Consider the following 17,839-nt stretch of genomic DNA (forward strand, 5'->3'; position numbering starts at 1 on the left):
TCCCCCTCCACTGACCGAACAGGTTAGCGCTGCTTACCAATGGACATCGATCTCAATCTGCTGAAAGTCTTCGCGGCGGTCGCTCAATGGCACAACTTCAGGGCGGCCGCCGATCATTTGGGGGTGAGCCGCTCGGCGGTGAGCCAGAGCATTCGCAGGCTGGAAGACAGCCTCGGGGTGTCGCTGGTCCAGCGCTCGACGCGCAATGTGCGCCTGACCGAAGCGGGCGAAGCCTTGCACCGACAGACCGCGGGCGCGTTGTCAGCGGTGGCCATCGCCCTCGACAGCGCCGCGTTGCAAGGCCCGCCTCGCGGGTTGTTGAGGGTGGCGGTGACGTCGATTGCCGAACGCTTTCTCGACGGCCCGCTGATCGCCAGCTTCGTCGAGGCCTTCCCTCACGTGACGCTGGACGTGACGGTAACCGATGAGGAGTTCGACATCGTCGAGCGCGGGTTCGACGCGGGCGTGCGCTTGGGCGAAGTGATCGAGCAGGACATGATCGCCATCCCGGTCACCGGCGAGCAGCGCGAAGTCGCCGTCGCCACCCCGGCCTATCTCGCGCAACATGGACGCCCGCAACACCCCCGCGACCTCACCGCCCACCGCTGCATCGGCTGGCGCCCGTCCCCGGACGTCGCGCCTTGGCGCTGGGAATTCACCGAAAACGGTTGCGCGTTCGACGTGGCCGTCGCTCCCCGAATTACCACCAACGACATGCTGCTGATGGTGCGCACAGCGCTGGCGGGCGGCGGAATCACCTTCGGCATCGAAGACACCTTCCGCCCGTACCTCGAACGCGGCGAATTGGTGACCGTGCTGGACGAATACCTCGCGCCTTTTCCGGGGTTCTACCTGTACTACCCGAATCGGCATAACCTGGCGCCTAAGTTGAGGGCGTTGATTGACCATGTGCGGGGGTACAGGAAGAGATAGAACATGCAGTGCGCGCGGGGAGCCTGATCCACCGGGTTGCCCGGTTTTACTGCCGCTTCGCAGCAGATCGCGAGCAAGCAACGCTCCCACGGCCTGCGGCCAGAATCAAAAGCCCGTCTGTGCACGACGCGCCGCTTCCCACCGGGCCTCAGTCAAAAAACTCCATCCCTTCATACGGACTGACCCGACAAGCGGCCAGCCGGGACGCCAAATCGCCTACATGGGCTTCGAGCTGATGGCCATCGGGATCAAGAAAATACAACGAATCCCCTTCACTTTTATCCTGTTTCCAAAGTGAGACGTTCTGGTCCCGAAGCCATTGCCCGAATGCAGCAAAATGCTCCGGCGCCACGGTGAATGCATAGTGCGTGTAGTTCAGTTGCATACCTTCCGGGCGCACATCATCCAGCGACAGGCACAGCCAGAGATCTCCCAGCGTGAGATATGCGCCACGCGCCCAACGCGCGGAAAGTTTGAAGCCCAAGGTTTTCTGGTAAAACTCAACACTTCGCGGCAGAGACGCCACCGCAAGGGTCAGGTGATTGAAACCGGTCAACATGAGAACGAGCCCTTTGGAGGTTCAATGAGTGCCGATGCAACGCCGCTGGACGAATCAGGATCATCACCGCAGGACGGCTGGTTTTCCGCCGAGCATCGGGCGCGGATCGATGAGTTGATCGTCAAGTTGAAGACCAGCGACACCCGCGAGAGCGTTTCGCGGTATCACGGGATGGCGGAAGGTTATCTGCTGGGGCTGCTGGATGGCTATCACGTCGGCGTCGAACACCATGATGAGGTGCGGCAATACTTGCACAGCCTCGCCATCGCGCGGTTGAAGGTGGTCAAGCCGAAGGGGCGCACGTGACCACTGTCCCGGGGTCGGTTCAGTCTCCGCGATTGCAGCACAGCCGCATTTCTGCTGGGATGCCCCATCGCCATTCAAAATGAGCCCCTCATGACCTCTTATCAGGACCTTTTCAGCATCGGCGAAGCGTTCGACACCTTCGTCGGTCGCGGCCTGCCCGCCGAAATCGCCACCGTTCGCCGCATTCAGCAACAGCTCGCGGAAACCAACGCCCTCAGTCCCGCCACCCTTGAGCGACTGCGCGCTGTCCGTGGCCGTGTTCATCTGCTGGCGGCGGGTGAAATGTGGTGCCCGGATTGCCAGATCAACCTTACCGTCCTGGATCACCTGCAGCGCGTGCAGCCAAACATCACGCTGGCGGTGATCACCAAAAGCCGGGCGGAACAGGCGCTCAAGGCCCCGCTGGCGCTGGAGCGGATTTCGATCCCGTTCGTGCTGGTGCTGGATGACGCATTTCACGTGCTAGGGCGTTTCGTCGAGAGCCCGCAGGCGGTGGTGGACGGTGGCGATGCCGTGAAGGCGGATTATCGGGCGGGGAGGTTTCTGGAAAATACCGTGCGGGATGTGCTCGCGATTCTCGAAGCGCCAAAGCCTTGATGTGCTGATGCATCTCACGGGGTTGCCTGTGTGTGTGTGTGTCTGGACGTGTCGAGACCGGCAAAAAACCCGTGGGAGACGCCGGAGGGACGACGGCAGCGACGGCGGTGGGTCCGTTGCCGATCAATCGTCTGCTCCACCGCTTCGCGGCCGTCGTTCCTCCGGCTGCTCCCACAAGGTTCAGTGCCGTGCTCGCGTTATTCGTTCAAACACAATCCTGTCCGGGTTGCCGATGGCCGCGAGTCATGGCCGGACTGCCACAGTGGGTTTGTGTCGTCAGCAAAATCCCTGAACACCGCAAATCCCGTGGGAGACGCCGGAGGGACGACGGCAGCGACGGCGGTGGGTCCGTTGCCAATCAATCGTCTGCTCCACCGCTTCGCGGCCGTCGTTCCTCCGGCTGCTCCCACAAGGTTCAGTGCCGTGATCGCGTTCTTTGCTCAAACCAATCGTGTCCGGGTTGCCGATGGCCGCGAGTCACGGCCGCCGCGCCGGAGTGCCACAGTGGGTTAGTGTCGTCAGCTCAATCCCCGGACGCCGCACGTCTTCCTGTGGCGTACGGTGTTTAGCGGACGACGCCAATCTCTGTGCCGGACCGCTTGTAATTTCCGCTCCTTCAGCTCAACTGTCTAAGGTGCATATCCTTATATTCAGGAGCGTTGGACATGGCCATTGCAAGCTCTTTGGCCCCGTTGTTCCGCCAATCGGTGGGATTCGATCGTTTCAATGATGTCTTCGAGTCAGCCCTCCACAGCGAAGCAGCCTCGGGCTACCCCCCTCACAATGTCGAGCGCTACGGCGACGATCATTATCGGATCGTCATCACCGCTGCCGGGCTGTGCGCCGACGACCTGGACCTTCAACTGGAAAAAAGCGTGCTCACGATTTGCGGCGGCGAGCGCCACGCCGATGCGGGCGCGACTTATCTGCATCAAGGCATCGCCCACGGCCCGTTTCGCATGGTGTTTCATCTGGCCGACCACATTGAAGTGCAAGGCGCGACGTTCGAGCACGGGCTGTTGATCGTCTTCCTGCTGCACCGCATGCCGGAGCCGCTCAAGGCCCGACACATCAGGATCGACAGCTCGGGCGATGGTCCCGGGGAGTACCGAATCAATCGGGGTTGAAGGTGGAGCATTCGGCCGTCTCACCCGCGACGGCCCCCGATCGCCCCTCTTCGACAAACGCCGCCCGTTTCGCCGCCACGGTGTCCCGCAGCGCCTCGTAGTAGTCAGGCTCTTGCCGCAACTTGTCCGTCATCGGCAACAGGCGCGCTCGGTCATCGACAATCCCGCCCACCGTGTTGATCGTGCTCAGGGTGTCGAGGGTATCGCTGTTGTCGCCGAACGGATCGACCGCGAAGCTCAATACCTTGCCAGTGGCGTCCCGCAGGTTGGCGGTGCCGAGCAGCGGCAGTTCGACGATAGGTCCGTCGGCGATGCTCCAGACGCCGAAAGTCTGACCGAAATCGGCCTTGTGCCGCTCGATGCCCAGCTTGCCCGACACGTCGAACAGCCCGACTACGCCGACGGTGGTGTTGATGACGAAGCGCCCGAGGGTGTTGACCGAGCGTCGGCCGTTGCCTTGCAGCAGGTCGTTGATGAAGACCTTCGGCTCGCCGAAGTTGGCGACGAAGTTGTGCACGCCGCTCTGGAAGAACCCCGGCAAATGCCGATAACCACGGGCCACCGGGGCCAAGGCGTAATCGTCGACCGTGCGGTTGAAGGCGAAGATGCCCCGGTTCACCGACTGAGCGGGGTCATGAATCTGGTAGGCCACCGGCTCACACGAAGAGGGCGCCGGGGAAGGCGGCGTCGCGCAGCCGCTGGCGAGCACGGCCAGCACACCGACAGCGGCGAATCGAACACAGGGCACAGCAGGTTTGAGGATAGGCATGCGGAGCATCTCGACAGGAAGTGCCGACGATGCTGCCAAGGCTTTTTTGCCCGAAGATTGCCGGTTTCTTGCGGCCCGGTCGCTTTGTTGCCGGATTGAAATATATGACGCGGCGCGCCGAATGATTTTAGATAGACGTCTGTTTTCCAGCCCGACAGCGTGCCCGACCGTGAGCCATCTCATCCTGGTGGACGACGACCTCGAAGTCCTCGCCCTCCTGCAGAAATTCCTTCAGCAACACGGCTACAGCGTGGAAGTCGCCATCGATGGGCCTTCGCTGTGGCGGGCCGTCGAGCGGCGCGCCCCGGACCTGATCATCCTCGACGTGATGCTGCCGGGGGACAGCGGCCTCGTCCTGTGCCAACGCGTGCGCGCCGAACACAACGTCGCGGTGATCATGCTGACGGCGCTGGGCGAGCCAAGCGACCGCATCGTCGGCCTGGAACTGGGCGCCGACGATTACCTGACCAAACCCTTCGACGCCCGCGAACTGCTGGCCCGGGTGCGCGCCGTGCTCAGACGGACCGGAGAACACCAACACCCGACCCGAGAGGCGCCACGGCCGATTTTGATGTTCGCCGACTGGCAGCTGGACGTCACGCGCCGGGAATTGCGCTCGCCGGATAACGTGATGATTCCGCTGTCCGCCGGGGAGTTCGAGCTGCTGCTGGTGTTCGCCGAGCATCCTCGTCGCGTCCTCACCCGCCAGCAGTTGCTGGACATGGCGCGGGGCGAAACCCATGACGCCTTTGATCGCAGCATCGATGTGCAGGTCAGCCGTCTGCGCCGCAAACTGGAGTCGGAAGTGACTGCGATGCCGATGATCCGCACCATTCGCAACGTGGGGTATCTGTTCACCCCTGCCGTGGTCAGTCGATGAACGTGGTACGGGCGGTGCGCGCCACACTGGGCCTGCCTCGCGACACCGTGGCACGCTGGATCGCCTTGACCACGGTTGCCGCCATGCTCACGTCCCTGGCGTTGAACGGCGTGGTCAGCCTGCTCGGCGGGGTGTGGGCCCGACCACCGCTCACCGAAACCGGTCTGATGGAAAAGGCGGCTGCCGTGACCCGAATCATCGATTCCGTGCCCCCGGCGCAACGGCCAGGGATCGCCAGTGCAGCCAGCGACAAGGCGTTCACCAGCCAGTGGTTGCCGCGTCACGAAGACGCCCGTATGCCACCGGTTGACGACCCGGATTTCCGCTCCGGTGGCCCGCTGCTGCGGCGGTTACTGGACAGGCCCGACGCGAGGATCGAAGCCTATGAGCCGTCGGACTGGGTGCCGCAATTGGCCGAGAGTCGCTACAGCCTGTTGATCGAGCTGCGTGACAAAAGCTGGGTGCTGTTTTCAGTGCCGACCCGCAGCTGGGGTCTGTCGGAGCTGCCGCGCAATCTGATCATTCTCGTGCTGATTCTGTCTTCGACCCTGCTGGTGGCGCTGGTTGCCACTCGCCATCTCGCGACGCCGCTGGAGCGCTTTGCCAAGGGGGCGCGGCGTTTTGGAGTGGACTTCAAGGCGCCGCCGATTGCCGTCGAGGGACCTCGGGAAATCCGCGAAGCGATTCTGGCGTTCTACGGGATGCAGGCGCAAATCCAGCACTTCTTACAGGACCGCACGCAAATGCTCGCGGCCATTTCCCACGACCTGCGCGCCCCGCTGACCCGCATGCGTTTGCGCGGCGAATTCATCGAAGACCCGGAGCAGCAATCGCGGCTGTTCCGGGACGTGGACGAGATGCAGGCGATGGTCAATTCGGCGCTGGAGTTCTTTCGCGATGATGCGCGGCTGGAACAGGCTACGGCATTCGACCTGGCCGAGCTGCTGCACACCCTCGTTGATGATTTCAAGGACGCGGGCATCTACGTGTCCCTCGACGCCCCGCCACGTTACGTGTACGTAGGCCGTCCCATCGGCATCAAGCGTGCATTGGTCAACCTACTGGACAACGCCGTCAAATACGGGATGGAACCGGGGATCAGCTTGCGTGCACTGACCGGCAGCGTCGAAATCCACGTCACCGACCGCGGCCCCGGCATCGCGCCGGAATATCAGGAAAAGGTCTTTGCCCCGTTCTTCCGCATCGAAGGCTCGCGCAACAAATACACGGGTGGCGTGGGCTTGGGGCTGCCTGCGGCACGGGCCATTGTGTTGGAGCACGGCGGCAGCCTGACGCTGGAGGCGCGGCACGGGGGTGGGCTGGAGGTCAAAATGGTGTTGCCGGTGTCGGTGTGAACCTGGGGATCGCCTTCGCGGCCGTCGTAACCTCCGGCTGCTCCCACAGGATTTGCGGCGTGTCTGTATTTCGAGACCAACGCTGAACCTGTGGGAGCAGCCGGAGGTTACGACGGCCGCGAAGCGGCGGGGTGCGCGACCTGCGGGCCGATCTGCGCTGACGCTTCAATTGATGGAACTCCCTCGGCAAACCCAGGCCCTATAGGAGTAGGCCTCCGCCCTTGAGCGGCGAGAGGCAGGCGCCGGCTCGACGCCGTGCCATGGAATTCAATCGCTGACAGGTGACGCCGTGAATACATTCGTTCCGCTGGAAAAACTGGAAAAAATGGGCCGAGAAGAGCTGAAGGATTTCTACGAAATCTGGCTCACCACGTCCGAAACCTGGCCCCAGGACCCTGCCATCTCGCAACGCGAATGCCTCTGGCGCGCCGACCGCGAGCTGACCCAGGACGTGGAAATCGACGAGGCGTTCTTCCAGAACCTGCCGCGCCTGTGGCTGGTGGTCGATGACCTGAATGACACCTCTGCCATCCGTAAAATCGAAGACGAACTGGGCAGCCATTTCAACGAACTCGCCGTGAAGGGCGAATTCCGGCCGGTCGACAAGCCGAAAGTGTCCTGCGAAGACAAAAACACCGACTTGCGAAGCTGACCTCAAACCCCGTGGCAGTCGATCTCCGGCTGCCACTGCAATGCTGCTACAAGCTGCGCTAATTGCCCTCCTGGTGTGTTACCGGCATCATCGGCGGTCTCGACACAAGGACCGTGCCCATGCCCACCCCGTCTCTCCCTGACACTGTTCACATTCGCGACCTGCGAGGCACTGACGCTGAAGCGCTGCTCGCATTCGAAACCGAGAACCGCGCCTGGTTCGAATCCCACATCGACCCCCGCCCCGCATCGTTCTACTCACCGCAAGGTGTGGACGAACACATTGACCGTTGCCTATCCGAGCTCGCCTTGGGTACATGGCATCCGTGCGTCATCGAAGATGCCAGCGGGCGCATCGTGGGCAGGGCCAATTTGAAGCAGATCGATGCGCAGTCCGGGACCGCGGAAGTGGGCTATCGAATCGCGGAAACGGCTGCTGGAAAGGGCTTGGCCACCCAAGCGCTCAGGCACCTCATTCAACAGGCGCACAGCCGCTGGGGGCTGACCGGGTTGGTGGCGTATGTGTTCGAGGAAAATCGGGGGTCGCAGAAGGTGCTGGCGCGGTGTGGTTTCGGCCGTGACCGCCTTGCCCTTCACGGGGAGCCCGGAAGGGAAAGGCGCTTCACACTGTCACTTTGAGTCCAGCATTCAGCGTCAGTGGCTGATCGCGTCTTCCATGCCGATGCCGCTGTCACGGCGCAACACCAGGGCACGCCATTTCTCATCGGCGTCCACGCGTCTGCGGTAGAGAAGAGTGCCCAGTATCAAAAAGATCGCGCCGAGCGGAATCGAAATCACCCCAGGGTTTTTCAACCCGATCAATGGCTGCTCCAACCCCACCAGACTGGTGGTTTCAGCGCCTGTCGCGTCGTATTTATCTTTGTTCGTCTGGAGGTTCGCCTGGGCTTTGGCGAGTGCGGCGGTCAAGGCCTTGACTGACTCATCGTTCAGGCCTGGCGCATCAAGACGGGTTTCCAGCGTTTGAATGTCCGTCGCGATACGGGTCATGGTTACGGTGGTCTCTGCGCGAATCGCCATCGGGTATTGCATGTTGGGCGAGACAAGCACTACCACGATCGCGGCCAGTGTCCCGCCGATGACGCCGCACACCACACCGAAGACATTGCAGCGTTTCCAGTACAAGGTGCCGATCAATGCCGGGAGATTGGCCGAAGCTGCGATGGCGTAGGCGAGCCCTACCAACTGGGCGACGTTTTGCCCCTTGGCCATCAGACTTGCAGAAATGGCCACGGCGCCCACCAGAATGGCGGCCAGTTTCCCGGCCAGCATCTGCTGGCGGTCCGACGCCACGCCCTTCTTGATGGCGCCCACGTACACGTCGTGGGCCAGTGACGACGCCGCTGCAAGGGTCAACCCCGCGACCACCGCCACGATCGTGGCGAACGCAACGGCAGCCACCAGACCCAGCAGCACGTTGCCGGATACAGTGTCTGCCCCTCCGCCCAACAGCTGGGCCAATAAAGGCGCAGCCAGGTTGCCACCTTTATCACCCGCGACAATCGTCGAACTGCCCACGTAATAAGCTGCCGCGAAACCCAGGAAAATGATCAGCAAGTGGCAAGCGCCGATGGCGAGCATGGCCCACAACACTGACTTACGCGCCGTTTGTGCATCCTTCACGGTGAAGAAACGCATGAGAATATGAGGCAAGGCCGCCGTGCCCAAGGTCAGTCCCAGGCCTAACGACACCTGCTCCAGCGGGTTCTTCAAATACAGGCCCGGCTCGAAAAAGGTTTTCGTCACCAACGTGGGGTCTTCACCGGACGCCAATGCACGGCCATGGGAAAGATAGTCATACAGGGCGGCTTGATGGATGAGCGACGAAAAGAACGCCGCAATATCAAGATGAAAGGGAATCAGTGCGAGCACGGCCAAACCTGCACACGCCGTCAGTAGCAAACCCGCCTTGATGATTTGCACCCAGGTGGTGGCCGTCATGCCGCCAAACGTCACGTAGGTGAGCATTAATACGCCGACCACCGCGACCGACACTTCGTACTTGATGCCCAACAGCGCATAGAGCAGAACGGCGCCGCCGACGATTTGCGGAATCATATAGGCGATGACGATGACGACACTCGATGTCGCTGCGAGAATCTTGGACGTCCGAAAGTCATAGCGATACGCGAGCACATCGCCAAACGTGTAGCGGCCGAGGTTTCGGCAGGGCTCGGCCACGAACAACAGCACAGGCATCAGCGCGACGAAAAAACCGATCAGGTAAAGAATGCCGTCGTAACCATACAGCGCGATCAGCCCCGACACGCCCAGAAACGCGGCGGCAGACAGGTAATCCCCGGCGATGGCGAAGCCATTCTTGACCCCCGATATGCCGCCCCCCGCGGTATAGAAGTCATGCGTGCTCTTGCCCTTTTTCGAAGCCAATCCGGTGATGACCAACGTCATCAGAATAATCGCCACAAACGCCGCCAAGGCATAGGGTTTGTGGGCTTGCGGCACCAGATCTGCCGCCTGGGAAGAGGCCGTCGCGAACATCGCGACACACCCCGCGACGCAGCGCTTAACAGTGTTCATGGACTTTTCTCCAGGCGTCGGAAAACGTTGTTATTTGAATATCAATGGCTTTCATCCGATACGCATAGATCAGGGCAAGGCCCGCAACGAAGAAGTACTGCGACACCGCAAACGCAGTCCCCACATTGACCCCACCCATCAACGGCAATACATAAATGTCGCGAAACCACCCTGCTCCGACAATGAACGCGAAATAGTAGGTGAAAAAAACGGCACTCAGCGTGACCAGCATTCGGTTTTTTGCGGCCATGCAGCGTTCGAAAGATTCAATCGCCAACGCTTTTTCATCCGTGTGCAGCGGCGGGACGGGAAGTTGTTTGAGCGCATTCATGATTGCCAATCCTCCAGGAGCCGGGAATAAATATCGACGCATTCATGAACGCGTCTGACGCTGCACCACTCATCCGTCTGATGGGCGCAAGAAGGCTCTCCAGGACCGATGACGATCGCCGGCACTTCGCCAAACAATTCCCGGAGTACCGGACCATCAGTGAAGAACGCCACCGTCCGCACGGCTGACTGCTCACCGGTGACAAACGCGACGGATTCTGTGACCTGCCGGATCCACGGGTTGGCGAGATCGTTCGAAAGGGCGGGTACATCCACTGTCGCTGACAACTTCACGTTGCCGCCGATATGGTCGCCCACCCTGCCGCATAGCTCGTTGTGGGAAAGGCCGCACACGGTGCGGATGTCGATCGTGAACGCTGACGTGTCCGGCACTGAGTTAACGTTCATGCCTCCCGTGATCGTGCCGATGTTTAAGGTGGGACTGCCCAGCAACGGATCGACCGGGGTGCAGAAATCAAATTGCCGCAGCTTCTGGATGGCATCGACCGCATGGTAGATGGCGTTATCACCAAGCTCGGGCATGGCACCGTGCGCGGTCTTCCCCGTGGCCTGTCCCGTCAGCCAGAGCGCGCCTTTGTGCCCGACGACACATTGATTCGCGGTCGGCTCTCCAATGAGCAACGCGCCCACGTCCAGACCGGACAGATCAAGCTCGGCCAGGCGCTTGGCGCCTTCACACCCCGTTTCCTCACCTGCGGTCAGTACAACCAACACCGGAGGCAAAGACCCGAACCGCGTCGCGAAGGTGTGCAACGCGCAAAGAAAAGCCGCGATGCCGCCTTTCATGTCCGAAGCGCCGCGGCCATAGAGACGATCACCGATCACCTCCCCGCCCAACGGCGCCTGAACCCACGGAGCCGCGCCCAGTGGGACGGTGTCGAGATGACCTGTGAAACATAACCTCGACCCGTCCGCCGAAGGGTTCCATGCCAAGAGGTTGGCCCGTCCTGGGGCGATCGACTGGACCAGCGTGGTCAACCCCAACGTTTTCAGTGCCCGCTCCAACTCTTCGACGAGGGGGCCTTCATTGCCAGGAGGGTTGATGGTGTTGGTGCAGACCAGGTGTCGCGTCAGTGCTATGGGGTCACGCAGACTTAGGGGCACGATAGGATTCCTATGTCAGGAGCAGGATGCCGCACCTAGACAAAGCGTTCGAAAAACGCCATGTACTGGTACGTTACTTTTTTTGTACCAGCTGAATCTATAACGACGAGGGGTGACCGTCAATCAAAAACATGAGGTGAAAGGTGTTGATGAGGCCGCGCATCCGGTACAAAAGCCCCATGTCCCGGCGTATGTCCTAGCATTTCGGCCCTGCGCATGTGCAACATCCAGGCGAAGGTGCAGGTTTGTCCCGGTTCGAGCTAAAGTATGTCTCCCTGTACCGGCGCCGGCCGGACGCGGCATGGCCCTCACGCACCCACGGCCAGGTCGCCAAGACCGTTGAGGATGATTATGTTCACGTTGCAACCCCATGAAATTGCTGAAGGCAAGGCAGAATCCATACGCCGCGCCATCGAGCAGGCCATTCTCGACGACCGCCTCAAGCCGGGTGAAAGCCTTCCAACAGTGCGTAACCTCGCGGCGGACCTGGGTGTCAACAAGAACACAGTGGTGGTTGCCTACCGACAGTTACAGGCGACGGGGCTGGTGGTGTCCGATGGCAGACGGGGTTCGATCGTGGCCAACCCCTCGTCGTCGGCGCCTTCCGCCGATGTTGGCCTGCCCCAGATGATGTCGGTGCGTGACGGCAATCCGGACATCGCGTTTCTTCCCGATGACCACGACATTCGCGACGCATTTTCCCGCATGAGCCTCGACAACCATTTGTATGGCGAGCAGCGAAACAACGCGGGGTTCGTCAAATGGGCAAAAGAGGGCTTCCTGGCGGACAACGTGCCCGTGGACAGAAGCATTTTTGTCTCCGCAGGCGCGCTGGATCTGATCGAGCGCGCGCTTGAAGCGAGCGGGCTCACTGCAGGTGACAAAGTGGCCGTGGAGGACCCTGGCTACATGAGCCTGCTGGCGTTGACCCGCCTGATGGGCTTTGAGCTGGTGCCCCTTGCGTTCGATGATCACGGGATCGTGCCCGCCAGCCTGCAAGCGGCGGTGGACGTGGGCGTGAAGGCGGTGCTATTCAGCAGCCGCGCGCAAAATCCCACCGGTATTTCGACGTCGAAAGAGCGCGCACGGGCGCTAGCGGACATTGCCGCCCATGCCGATGACGTGCTGTTCATTGATGACGATCATTCCAGCCTGCTCCAATTGGCCGATTACCATCCATGGCATATCCGGGAGAACGGGCCTTGGCTGGTTGTCAGGTCGCTGTCCAAATTCCTGGGCCCTGATTATCGACTGGCGGTATCGACGGGAGACACCCGGACCATCGAGAGCCTCGAAAACAGACAGGCCGTCGGCATGGGGTGGGTCAGCACCTTTTTGCAGCGCCTGGCGCTTGAGCTGCTCATCAGCCCTGCCATCCGCCGAAAAATAGCCGCCGGTGGCGCAACGTATGTCGAGCGCCATATGGCCCTGGTGACGATGCTGAAAAAGAAAGGGTTCAACGTGGCAGGCGGCGCCGGACTCAATCTGTGGTTGCCCATCCCCGACGAGCGTGCAGTCGCCGAACGTCTGTTCGATGCGGGCTGGCTGGTGCGCACGGGGCGTGACTTCTGCGTGACACCCCAGTCCGGTATTCGAATCACATCATCGAGAATGACACCGCAACAGAGCAGCGTGTTCGTGGAGGCGCTCCTCGCCGCACGTCACGCCGTGACCACGACGCTGTCGGCCTGAGTCTGACGCCGACAGAACCCGACTGGGACGATCGATGACGGCCCATTGCGAGCCATCATCGATCGTCCCGTGTCACGCTGGAAAAACGGACTGATCCGGCAGACTCAAGCGCGAGCCAACGTTTGGCTGGCGTGATAAGCACGTGCGGTTTCAAGGCGCTGGGCCGTGATGTTGGCCGCGCGTTCCGTCACTGTGCGCAAAATCGACGCAGGCGCGCTTTTCGGCGAACCGGCCTGGAAAGGCGGTTCCGGGTCGTAGGCCATGTAGAGTTGCAACTCTTGGGCGACCGTCTCCCCGCGCAGCAGTGAAACCAGTACCAGCGACCCATCGATCCCGGACGTCACGCCGCCAGCGCTGACGAACTTGCCGTCGATCACGACGCGCTCATCGCTGGGGATGGCACCGAAAAAGGGCAGCGTTTCCATGGCTGTCCAATGGGTCGTCGCGCGCTTGCCCTTGAGCAAGCCAGCCCCGCCACACAAGAGCGCTCCGGTGCACACCGAGAACACATACTTCGCGTTTGCGGCTTGCTGACGGATGAAAGAAAGCACGACCTCATCATGCATCAGGGCTTGCTGGCCATAGCCGCCCGGCACCAGCAGCACGTCGAGCTGTGGCGCCTCGTCCAGGGTCGTATCGGCCAGCAACAGCATCCCGGCCAGATCACGGACCGGATCTTTGTCCTTCCAGATGGTGAAGAACGTCGAGTTCGGGGTACGTGCCAACGCTTCGAAGGGGCCGGTGAAATCGCATTGATCCATGCCGGGAAAGATCAGGGCGCCGATCTTCAAATGGGTCTCGAGTGGAATAGTCATGTTCGCTCCAACAGTATCAAGGTTCGTGGTACAACATTTGTTATGTACCAGTACAAATATAGGCTATTGTCTGCCCTGTCAACGAATTTTGACGCCGGGGTGAGTACCCACGGGCGGCCTGTCCGGCGTTCCGTCGCTGGGCAGAGCCTTCGGGTGAGCTACGCAGATGGACCAGAGACCGCCCTGTTCACTCGACCAGACACACGTTTCTCAGGCCCTTCATGCGCATTCACGTGACCTTCATCGACCGCGTCGGCATCACTCAGGAAGTCCTCGCCCTGCTGGGTGAGCGCCGCTTCAATCTGGAGGCCGTGGAGATGGTTCCCCCCCACGTCTACATCGATGCGCCAACGCTCGGCGCCGAGGTGCTGGAGGAGTTGCGCGGCGCATTTCTCGGCGTGAAAGGCGTGCAATCGGTGACGGTGGTCGACATCCTTCCGGGCCAGCGCCGACACCTGCAGCTCGATGCGTTGTTATCTGCCAGCTCCGACCCGGTGTTGGCGGTGGATGAGCGCGGGCATGTCTTGCTGGCCAACCCTGCGCTGATAGCTTTGTGCGGACGCGAACCGGCCGGCGAGTCGCTCGCCCAGGTGTTTGATGACGACGTGCTGCACACGTTGGTCAGCCACGCCTTTCGCTTGCCGATGCGAGAAGTCAGCCTTGGAGGGCGAACCCTGCTGCTCGACGCCATGCCGATTAATGCCGCGGGCGCCCTGATCACCCTCTACCCGCCAAGCCGAATCGGCGAGCGGCTGTCGGCGCTGCGCCATGACCCTGCCGGTGGGTTCGACGCGATTTTGGGTGCTTCCCAAGCCATTCAAAAGCTCAAGGCGCGAGCGCATCGCGTGGGAGGGCTCGATGCGCCTCTGCTGATTCAAGGCGAGACCGGTACCGGCAAAGAGTTGGTCGCCCGCGCCTGCCACGCGATCAGCAAACGGCGTGAGGCGCCGTTCTTGCCGTTGAACTGCGCAGCGCTGCCGGAAAGCCTTGCCGAGAGTGAGCTGTTCGGGTACGCCGCTGGCGCCTTCACCGGCGCGCAACGGGGCGGCAAGCTCGGGCTGCTGGAGCTGGCGGATCAAGGCACGGTGTTTCTCGATGAAGTCGGAGAAATGTCACCCTATCTCCAGGCCAAACTCCTGCGTTTTCTGAGCGATGGGTGCTTCCGTCGCGTCGGCGGTGACCGGGAGATCAGGGTCAATGTGCGAATTCTCAGCGCGACCCACCGCAATCTGGAAAACATGGTCAGCGACGGTCAATTTCGTGAAGACCTGTTTTATCGTCTCAACGTGCTAAACCTGCACGTGCCGCCACTGCGCGAGCGTGGCCAGGACATCCTGTTGATGGCAGAGCACTTCATGCAGCAAGCCTGCGCGCAGATTCAGCGTCCGGTTTGCCGTCTGGCCCCCAGCACGTTTCCAGCCCTGCTCGACAACCGATGGCCGGGGAACGTCCGGCAATTGCAAAACGTGATATTTCGCGCCGCGGCCATTTGTGAACATCCCAGGGTGGACCTCGACGACCTGGACATCGCGCGCACCGCCGTGGACGGGCAGCAAACCCGTGAGATAGGCAGCCTGGAGGACGCGGTTGCCCGCTTCGAGAAAGACCTGCTGGAACAGCTTTACCCCAGCCACCCTTCCAGCCGACTGCTGGCGGCGCGGTTGCAGACCTCGCACACCTCGATCTCCATGCGACTTCGCAAATACGGCATCCCTGGCAAGTCCTGAGCCTTTTGCTCCAGTGCCGTGTTCGCCTGGCCAGATGACAGCGCCTATAAAAAAAGCACCCTCAGGTGCTTTTTCAATGACGCGTTCTTCCGTTTATCGGGCTGCCGTCGCCCGCGCTGCGTGCAGCTTCTTGTAGCTCTCGATCAAGCGCAGGTGTTTGTCCAGACCTTCAAGCTTCATGCTCGTCGGCGTCAGGCCGTGGAAGCGCACGCTGCCGTTCACCGAACCGATCGCCGCGTCCATGCGTTCGTTGCCGAACATGCGGCGGAAGTTGACTTCGTAGTCGGCCAGTTCCAGGTCGTCGTCGAGTTCCATTTCCAGCACCACGTTGACCGCCTGATAGAACAGGCCGCGTTCGACGGTGTTGTCGTTGTATTGAAGGAAGGCTTCGACCAGATCTTTGGCTTTTTCGTACTTCTGCAGGGCGAGGTAGATGAGCAGTCTCAGTTCTAGAATGGTCAGTTGGCCCCAGTCGGTGTTGTCGTCGAACTCGATGCCGATCAGCGTGGTGATGTCGGTGTAGTCGTCCAGTTCGCTGTCTTCCAGACGCTGGGCGAGGCTTCTCAGGCCGACTTTGCTCAGGCTGTGCAGGTTGAGGATGTCGGCGCGGAAGGCCAGCGCCTTGTTGGTGTTGTCCCAGATCAGGTCTTCGATCGGATAGATCTCGGAATAGTCCGGCACCAGGATGCGGCAGGCCGTCGCGCCAAGGTCGTCGTAGACCGCCATGTAGGCTTCCTTGCCCATGTCTTCGAGGATGCCGAACAGGGTCGCGGCCTCTTCGGCGTTGGCGTGCTCACCCTCGGAAGAGAAATCCCACTCGACGAATTCGTAATCGGCTTTCGCGCTGAAGAAACGCCACGACACCACCCCGCTGGAGTCGATGAAGTGCTCGACGAAGTTGTTCGGTTCGATGACTGCCTGGCCTTCGAACGTCGGCTGCGGCAAGTCATTCAGGCCTTCGAAACTGCGGCCTTGCAGCAGTTCGGTGAGGCTGCGCTCCAGGGCGATTTCGAGGCTTGGGTGAGCGCCGAACGAGGCGAATACACCGCCGGTGCGCGGGTTCATCAGGGTCACGCACATGACCGGGAATTCGCCGCCCAGCGAGGCATCTTTCACCAGCACCGGGAAACCCTGCTCTTCCAGCCCCTGAATGCCCGCGAGGATGCCCGGGTACTTGGCGACGACCTCGTGCGGCACGTCCGGCAGCGCGAGTTCGCCTTCGAGGATTTCGCGCTTCACCGCCCGCTCGAAGATCTCCGACAGGCACTGCACCTGAGCTTCCGCCAGCGTGTTGCCCGCGCTCATGCCGTTGCTGAGGTACAGGTTCTCGATCAGGTTGGACGGGAAGTACACGGTTTCGCCATCCGACTGGCGCACGAACGGCAGCGAGACAATGCCGCGCTGGGTGTTGCCGGAGTTGGTGTCGTACAGGTGCGAGCCGCGCAACTCGCCGTCGCGGTTGTAGATTTTCAGGCAGTAGTCGTCCAGCACTTCGCTCGGGAGCGCGTCGTCCGGGCCGGGCTTGAACCAGCGCTCGTTCGGGTAATGCACGAAGTCGGCGGTGGCGATGTCCTCGCCCCAGAACTGGTCGTTGTAGAAGAAATTGCAATTCAGGCGCTCGATGAATTCGCCCAGCGCCGAGGCCAGTGCGCCCTCTTTGGTCGCGCCCTTGCCGTTGGTGAAGCACATCTGGGAGTGAGCGTCGCGGATGTGCAGCGACCAGACGTTGGGCACGATGTTGCGCCACGAAGCGATCTCGATCTTCATGCCCAGCGCCGCGAGGATGCCCGACATGTTGACGATGGTCTCTTCCAGCGGCAGGTCCTTGCCCGCGATGAAGGTGCTTTCGCCGGACAGGGACGCTGGCATCAGCAACGCCTGGGCGTCGGCGTCGAGGTTTTCGACCTCTTCGATCACAAACTCGGGCCCGGCCTGCACCACTTTCTTCACGGTGCAGCGGTCGATGGAGCGCAGGATGCCGAGGCGATCCTTTTCGGAAATGTCGGCGGGCAACTCGACCTGAATCTTGAAGATCTGGTTGTAGCGGTTTTCCGGGTCAACGATGTTGTTCTGCGAGAGGCGGATGTTGTCCGTCGGGATGTTGCGCGTCTGGCAGTACAGCTTCACGAAATACGCCGCACACAGGGCCGACGACGCCAGGAAGTAATCGAACGGACCCGGCGCCGAGCCATCGCCCTTATAGCGAATGGGCTGGTCGGCGATCACCGTGAAGTCGTCGAACTTGGCCTCCAGGCGGAGGTTGTCGAGAAAGTTGACCTTGATTTCCATGGGGTTTACCAGAAGCGAAAAACGGAATGGCGGCCATTATCCGGGTTTTGCGCCGGAAGTCTCGTGCGGTCGGCTCAGAGGGTGAAGGTCGGACCGATCAGCGAATGTTGCGAGATGTGAAAAAATTG

17 protein-coding genes are annotated in these 17,839 nt (G+C 61.3%); 10 read left to right on the forward strand and 7 right to left on the reverse strand.

What is annotated here, in order from left to right:
* The first annotated feature begins 39 nt into the window (after window positions 1-39).
* Window positions 40-933: a LysR family transcriptional regulator gene (locus AAEO81_RS19250; protein WP_341958567.1), complete on the forward strand. Its 894-nt coding sequence runs from the start codon at window positions 40-42 to the stop codon at window positions 931-933.
* A 148-nt stretch (window positions 934-1,081) separates the two neighbouring features.
* Here the strand turns inward: AAEO81_RS19250 and fos are convergent, their stop codons facing one another.
* Window positions 1,082-1,492, reverse strand: coding sequence for a fosfomycin resistance glutathione transferase (gene fos / locus AAEO81_RS19255; protein ID WP_341958568.1), 411 nt, complete (start codon window positions 1,490-1,492; stop codon window positions 1,082-1,084).
* Between the two features lie 24 nt (window positions 1,493-1,516).
* Here fos and AAEO81_RS19260 point away from each other — a divergent pair, with 24 nt between their 5' ends.
* The 3 genes from AAEO81_RS19260 to AAEO81_RS19270 all read left to right on the forward strand — a co-directional run bounded on the left by AAEO81_RS19260 (window position 1,517) and on the right by AAEO81_RS19270 (window position 3,522).
* Entirely contained in the window at window positions 1,517-1,798 is a 282-nt protein-coding gene (locus tag AAEO81_RS19260; RefSeq protein ID WP_341958569.1) for a hypothetical protein, read from the forward strand.
* Between the two features lie 90 nt (window positions 1,799-1,888).
* The gene (locus AAEO81_RS19265) at window positions 1,889-2,395 is read left to right on the forward strand and encodes a thioredoxin family protein (RefSeq protein WP_341958570.1); all 507 of its coding nucleotides are present in this window, start codon (window positions 1,889-1,891) and stop codon (window positions 2,393-2,395) included.
* A 665-nt stretch (window positions 2,396-3,060) separates the two neighbouring features.
* The gene (locus tag AAEO81_RS19270) at window positions 3,061-3,522 is read left to right on the forward strand and encodes an Hsp20 family protein (RefSeq protein WP_341958571.1); all 462 of its coding nucleotides are present in this window, start codon (window positions 3,061-3,063) and stop codon (window positions 3,520-3,522) included.
* Here the strand turns inward: AAEO81_RS19270 and AAEO81_RS19275 are convergent.
* Entirely contained in the window at window positions 3,509-4,291 is a 783-nt protein-coding gene (locus AAEO81_RS19275; RefSeq protein ID WP_341958572.1) for a VacJ family lipoprotein, read from the reverse strand. The genes AAEO81_RS19270 and AAEO81_RS19275 overlap by 14 nt on opposite strands.
* A gap of 169 nt (window positions 4,292-4,460) precedes the next feature.
* Here AAEO81_RS19275 and AAEO81_RS19280 point away from each other — a divergent pair, with 169 nt between their 5' ends.
* The 4 genes from AAEO81_RS19280 (at window position 4,461) to AAEO81_RS19295 (ending at window position 7,816) form a co-directional block, all read left to right on the forward strand.
* Window positions 4,461-5,171: a response regulator gene (locus AAEO81_RS19280; protein ID WP_341958573.1), complete on the forward strand. Its 711-nt coding sequence runs from the start codon at window positions 4,461-4,463 to the stop codon at window positions 5,169-5,171.
* Window positions 5,168-6,526, forward strand: coding sequence for a HAMP domain-containing sensor histidine kinase (locus AAEO81_RS19285; RefSeq protein WP_341958574.1), 1,359 nt, complete (start codon window positions 5,168-5,170; stop codon window positions 6,524-6,526). The genes AAEO81_RS19280 and AAEO81_RS19285 overlap by 4 nt, the downstream gene beginning before the upstream one ends.
* 289 nt (window positions 6,527-6,815) lie before the next feature.
* Entirely contained in the window at window positions 6,816-7,178 is a 363-nt protein-coding gene (locus AAEO81_RS19290) for a hypothetical protein (protein WP_166598445.1), read from the forward strand.
* Window positions 7,179-7,297: 119 nt separating this feature from the next.
* The gene (locus AAEO81_RS19295) at window positions 7,298-7,816 is read left to right on the forward strand and encodes a GNAT family N-acetyltransferase (protein ID WP_341958575.1); all 519 of its coding nucleotides are present in this window, start codon (window positions 7,298-7,300) and stop codon (window positions 7,814-7,816) included.
* 15 nt (window positions 7,817-7,831) lie between these two features.
* Here the strand turns inward: AAEO81_RS19295 and AAEO81_RS19300 are convergent, their stop codons facing one another.
* Genes AAEO81_RS19300 through AAEO81_RS19310 form a run of 3 tightly spaced genes read right to left on the reverse strand, consistent with a single transcriptional unit; the run spans window position 7,832 to window position 11,188 of the window.
* Window positions 7,832-9,733 carry a cation acetate symporter gene (locus tag AAEO81_RS19300; RefSeq protein WP_341958576.1) on the reverse strand — a complete coding sequence of 634 codons (1,902 nt, stop codon included), beginning with the start codon at window positions 9,731-9,733 and terminating at the stop codon, window positions 7,832-7,834.
* Window positions 9,720-10,064 carry a DUF485 domain-containing protein gene (locus AAEO81_RS19305; RefSeq protein ID WP_341958577.1) on the reverse strand — a complete coding sequence of 115 codons (345 nt, stop codon included), beginning with the start codon at window positions 10,062-10,064 and terminating at the stop codon, window positions 9,720-9,722. Before AAEO81_RS19305 ends, AAEO81_RS19300 begins: the two co-directional genes overlap by 14 nt.
* Window positions 10,061-11,188, reverse strand: a complete 1,128-nt coding sequence (locus AAEO81_RS19310; protein WP_341958578.1) for a M20 family metallopeptidase — start codon at window positions 11,186-11,188, stop codon at window positions 10,061-10,063. The genes AAEO81_RS19305 and AAEO81_RS19310 overlap by 4 nt, the downstream gene beginning before the upstream one ends.
* Before the next feature lie 351 nt (window positions 11,189-11,539).
* Here AAEO81_RS19310 and AAEO81_RS19315 point away from each other — a divergent pair, with 351 nt between their 5' ends.
* Window positions 11,540-12,880 (forward strand): aminotransferase class I/II-fold pyridoxal phosphate-dependent enzyme, encoded by a 1,341-nt coding sequence (locus AAEO81_RS19315; RefSeq protein WP_341958579.1) that lies wholly within the window; start codon window positions 11,540-11,542, stop codon window positions 12,878-12,880.
* Window positions 12,881-12,984: 104 nt separating this feature from the next.
* Here AAEO81_RS19315 and AAEO81_RS19320 read toward each other — a convergent pair whose 3' ends face one another.
* Window positions 12,985-13,695 carry a DJ-1/PfpI family protein gene (locus AAEO81_RS19320; RefSeq protein WP_341958580.1) on the reverse strand — a complete coding sequence of 237 codons (711 nt, stop codon included), beginning with the start codon at window positions 13,693-13,695 and terminating at the stop codon, window positions 12,985-12,987.
* A gap of 221 nt (window positions 13,696-13,916) precedes the next feature.
* Between AAEO81_RS19320 and AAEO81_RS19325 the strand changes: the two genes are divergently transcribed.
* Window positions 13,917-15,422, forward strand: a complete 1,506-nt coding sequence (locus AAEO81_RS19325) for a sigma-54-dependent transcriptional regulator (protein ID WP_341958581.1) — start codon at window positions 13,917-13,919, stop codon at window positions 15,420-15,422.
* 93 nt (window positions 15,423-15,515) lie between these two features.
* On the opposite strand, the gene AAEO81_RS19330 is transcribed toward AAEO81_RS19325, so the two are convergent.
* On the reverse strand, window positions 15,516-17,711 hold the full coding sequence (locus AAEO81_RS19330) for an OsmC domain/YcaO domain-containing protein (protein ID WP_341958582.1): 2,196 nt from the start codon (window positions 17,709-17,711) through the stop codon (window positions 15,516-15,518).
* Window positions 17,712-17,839 lie beyond the last annotated feature (128 nt).

This window comes from Pseudomonas sp. RC10 (assembly GCF_038397775.1).
GTDB classification, from domain to species: domain Bacteria; phylum Pseudomonadota; class Gammaproteobacteria; order Pseudomonadales; family Pseudomonadaceae; genus Aquipseudomonas; species Aquipseudomonas bambusae.

Coding starts and splice junctions, on each gene's coding strand:
- AAEO81_RS19250 (WP_341958567.1), top strand. CDS start 40: ATGGACATCGATCTCAATCTGCTGAAAGTCTTCGCGGCGGTCGCTCAA.
- fos (WP_341958568.1), bottom strand. CDS start 1,492: ATGTTGACCGGTTTCAATCACCTGACCCTTGCGGTGGCGTCTCTGCCG.
- AAEO81_RS19260 (WP_341958569.1), top strand. CDS start 1,517: ATGAGTGCCGATGCAACGCCGCTGGACGAATCAGGATCATCACCGCAG.
- AAEO81_RS19265 (WP_341958570.1), top strand. CDS start 1,889: ATGACCTCTTATCAGGACCTTTTCAGCATCGGCGAAGCGTTCGACACC.
- AAEO81_RS19270 (WP_341958571.1), top strand. CDS start 3,061: ATGGCCATTGCAAGCTCTTTGGCCCCGTTGTTCCGCCAATCGGTGGGA.
- AAEO81_RS19275 (WP_341958572.1), bottom strand. CDS start 4,291: ATGCCTATCCTCAAACCTGCTGTGCCCTGTGTTCGATTCGCCGCTGTC.
- AAEO81_RS19285 (WP_341958574.1), top strand. CDS start 5,168: ATGAACGTGGTACGGGCGGTGCGCGCCACACTGGGCCTGCCTCGCGAC.
- AAEO81_RS19295 (WP_341958575.1), top strand. CDS start 7,298: ATGCCCACCCCGTCTCTCCCTGACACTGTTCACATTCGCGACCTGCGA.
- AAEO81_RS19300 (WP_341958576.1), bottom strand. CDS start 9,733: ATGAACACTGTTAAGCGCTGCGTCGCGGGGTGTGTCGCGATGTTCGCG.
- AAEO81_RS19305 (WP_341958577.1), bottom strand. CDS start 10,064: ATGAATGCGCTCAAACAACTTCCCGTCCCGCCGCTGCACACGGATGAA.
- AAEO81_RS19315 (WP_341958579.1), top strand. CDS start 11,540: ATGTTCACGTTGCAACCCCATGAAATTGCTGAAGGCAAGGCAGAATCC.
- AAEO81_RS19320 (WP_341958580.1), bottom strand. CDS start 13,695: ATGACTATTCCACTCGAGACCCATTTGAAGATCGGCGCCCTGATCTTT.
- AAEO81_RS19325 (WP_341958581.1), top strand. CDS start 13,917: ATGCGCATTCACGTGACCTTCATCGACCGCGTCGGCATCACTCAGGAA.
- AAEO81_RS19330 (WP_341958582.1), bottom strand. CDS start 17,711: ATGGAAATCAAGGTCAACTTTCTCGACAACCTCCGCCTGGAGGCCAAG.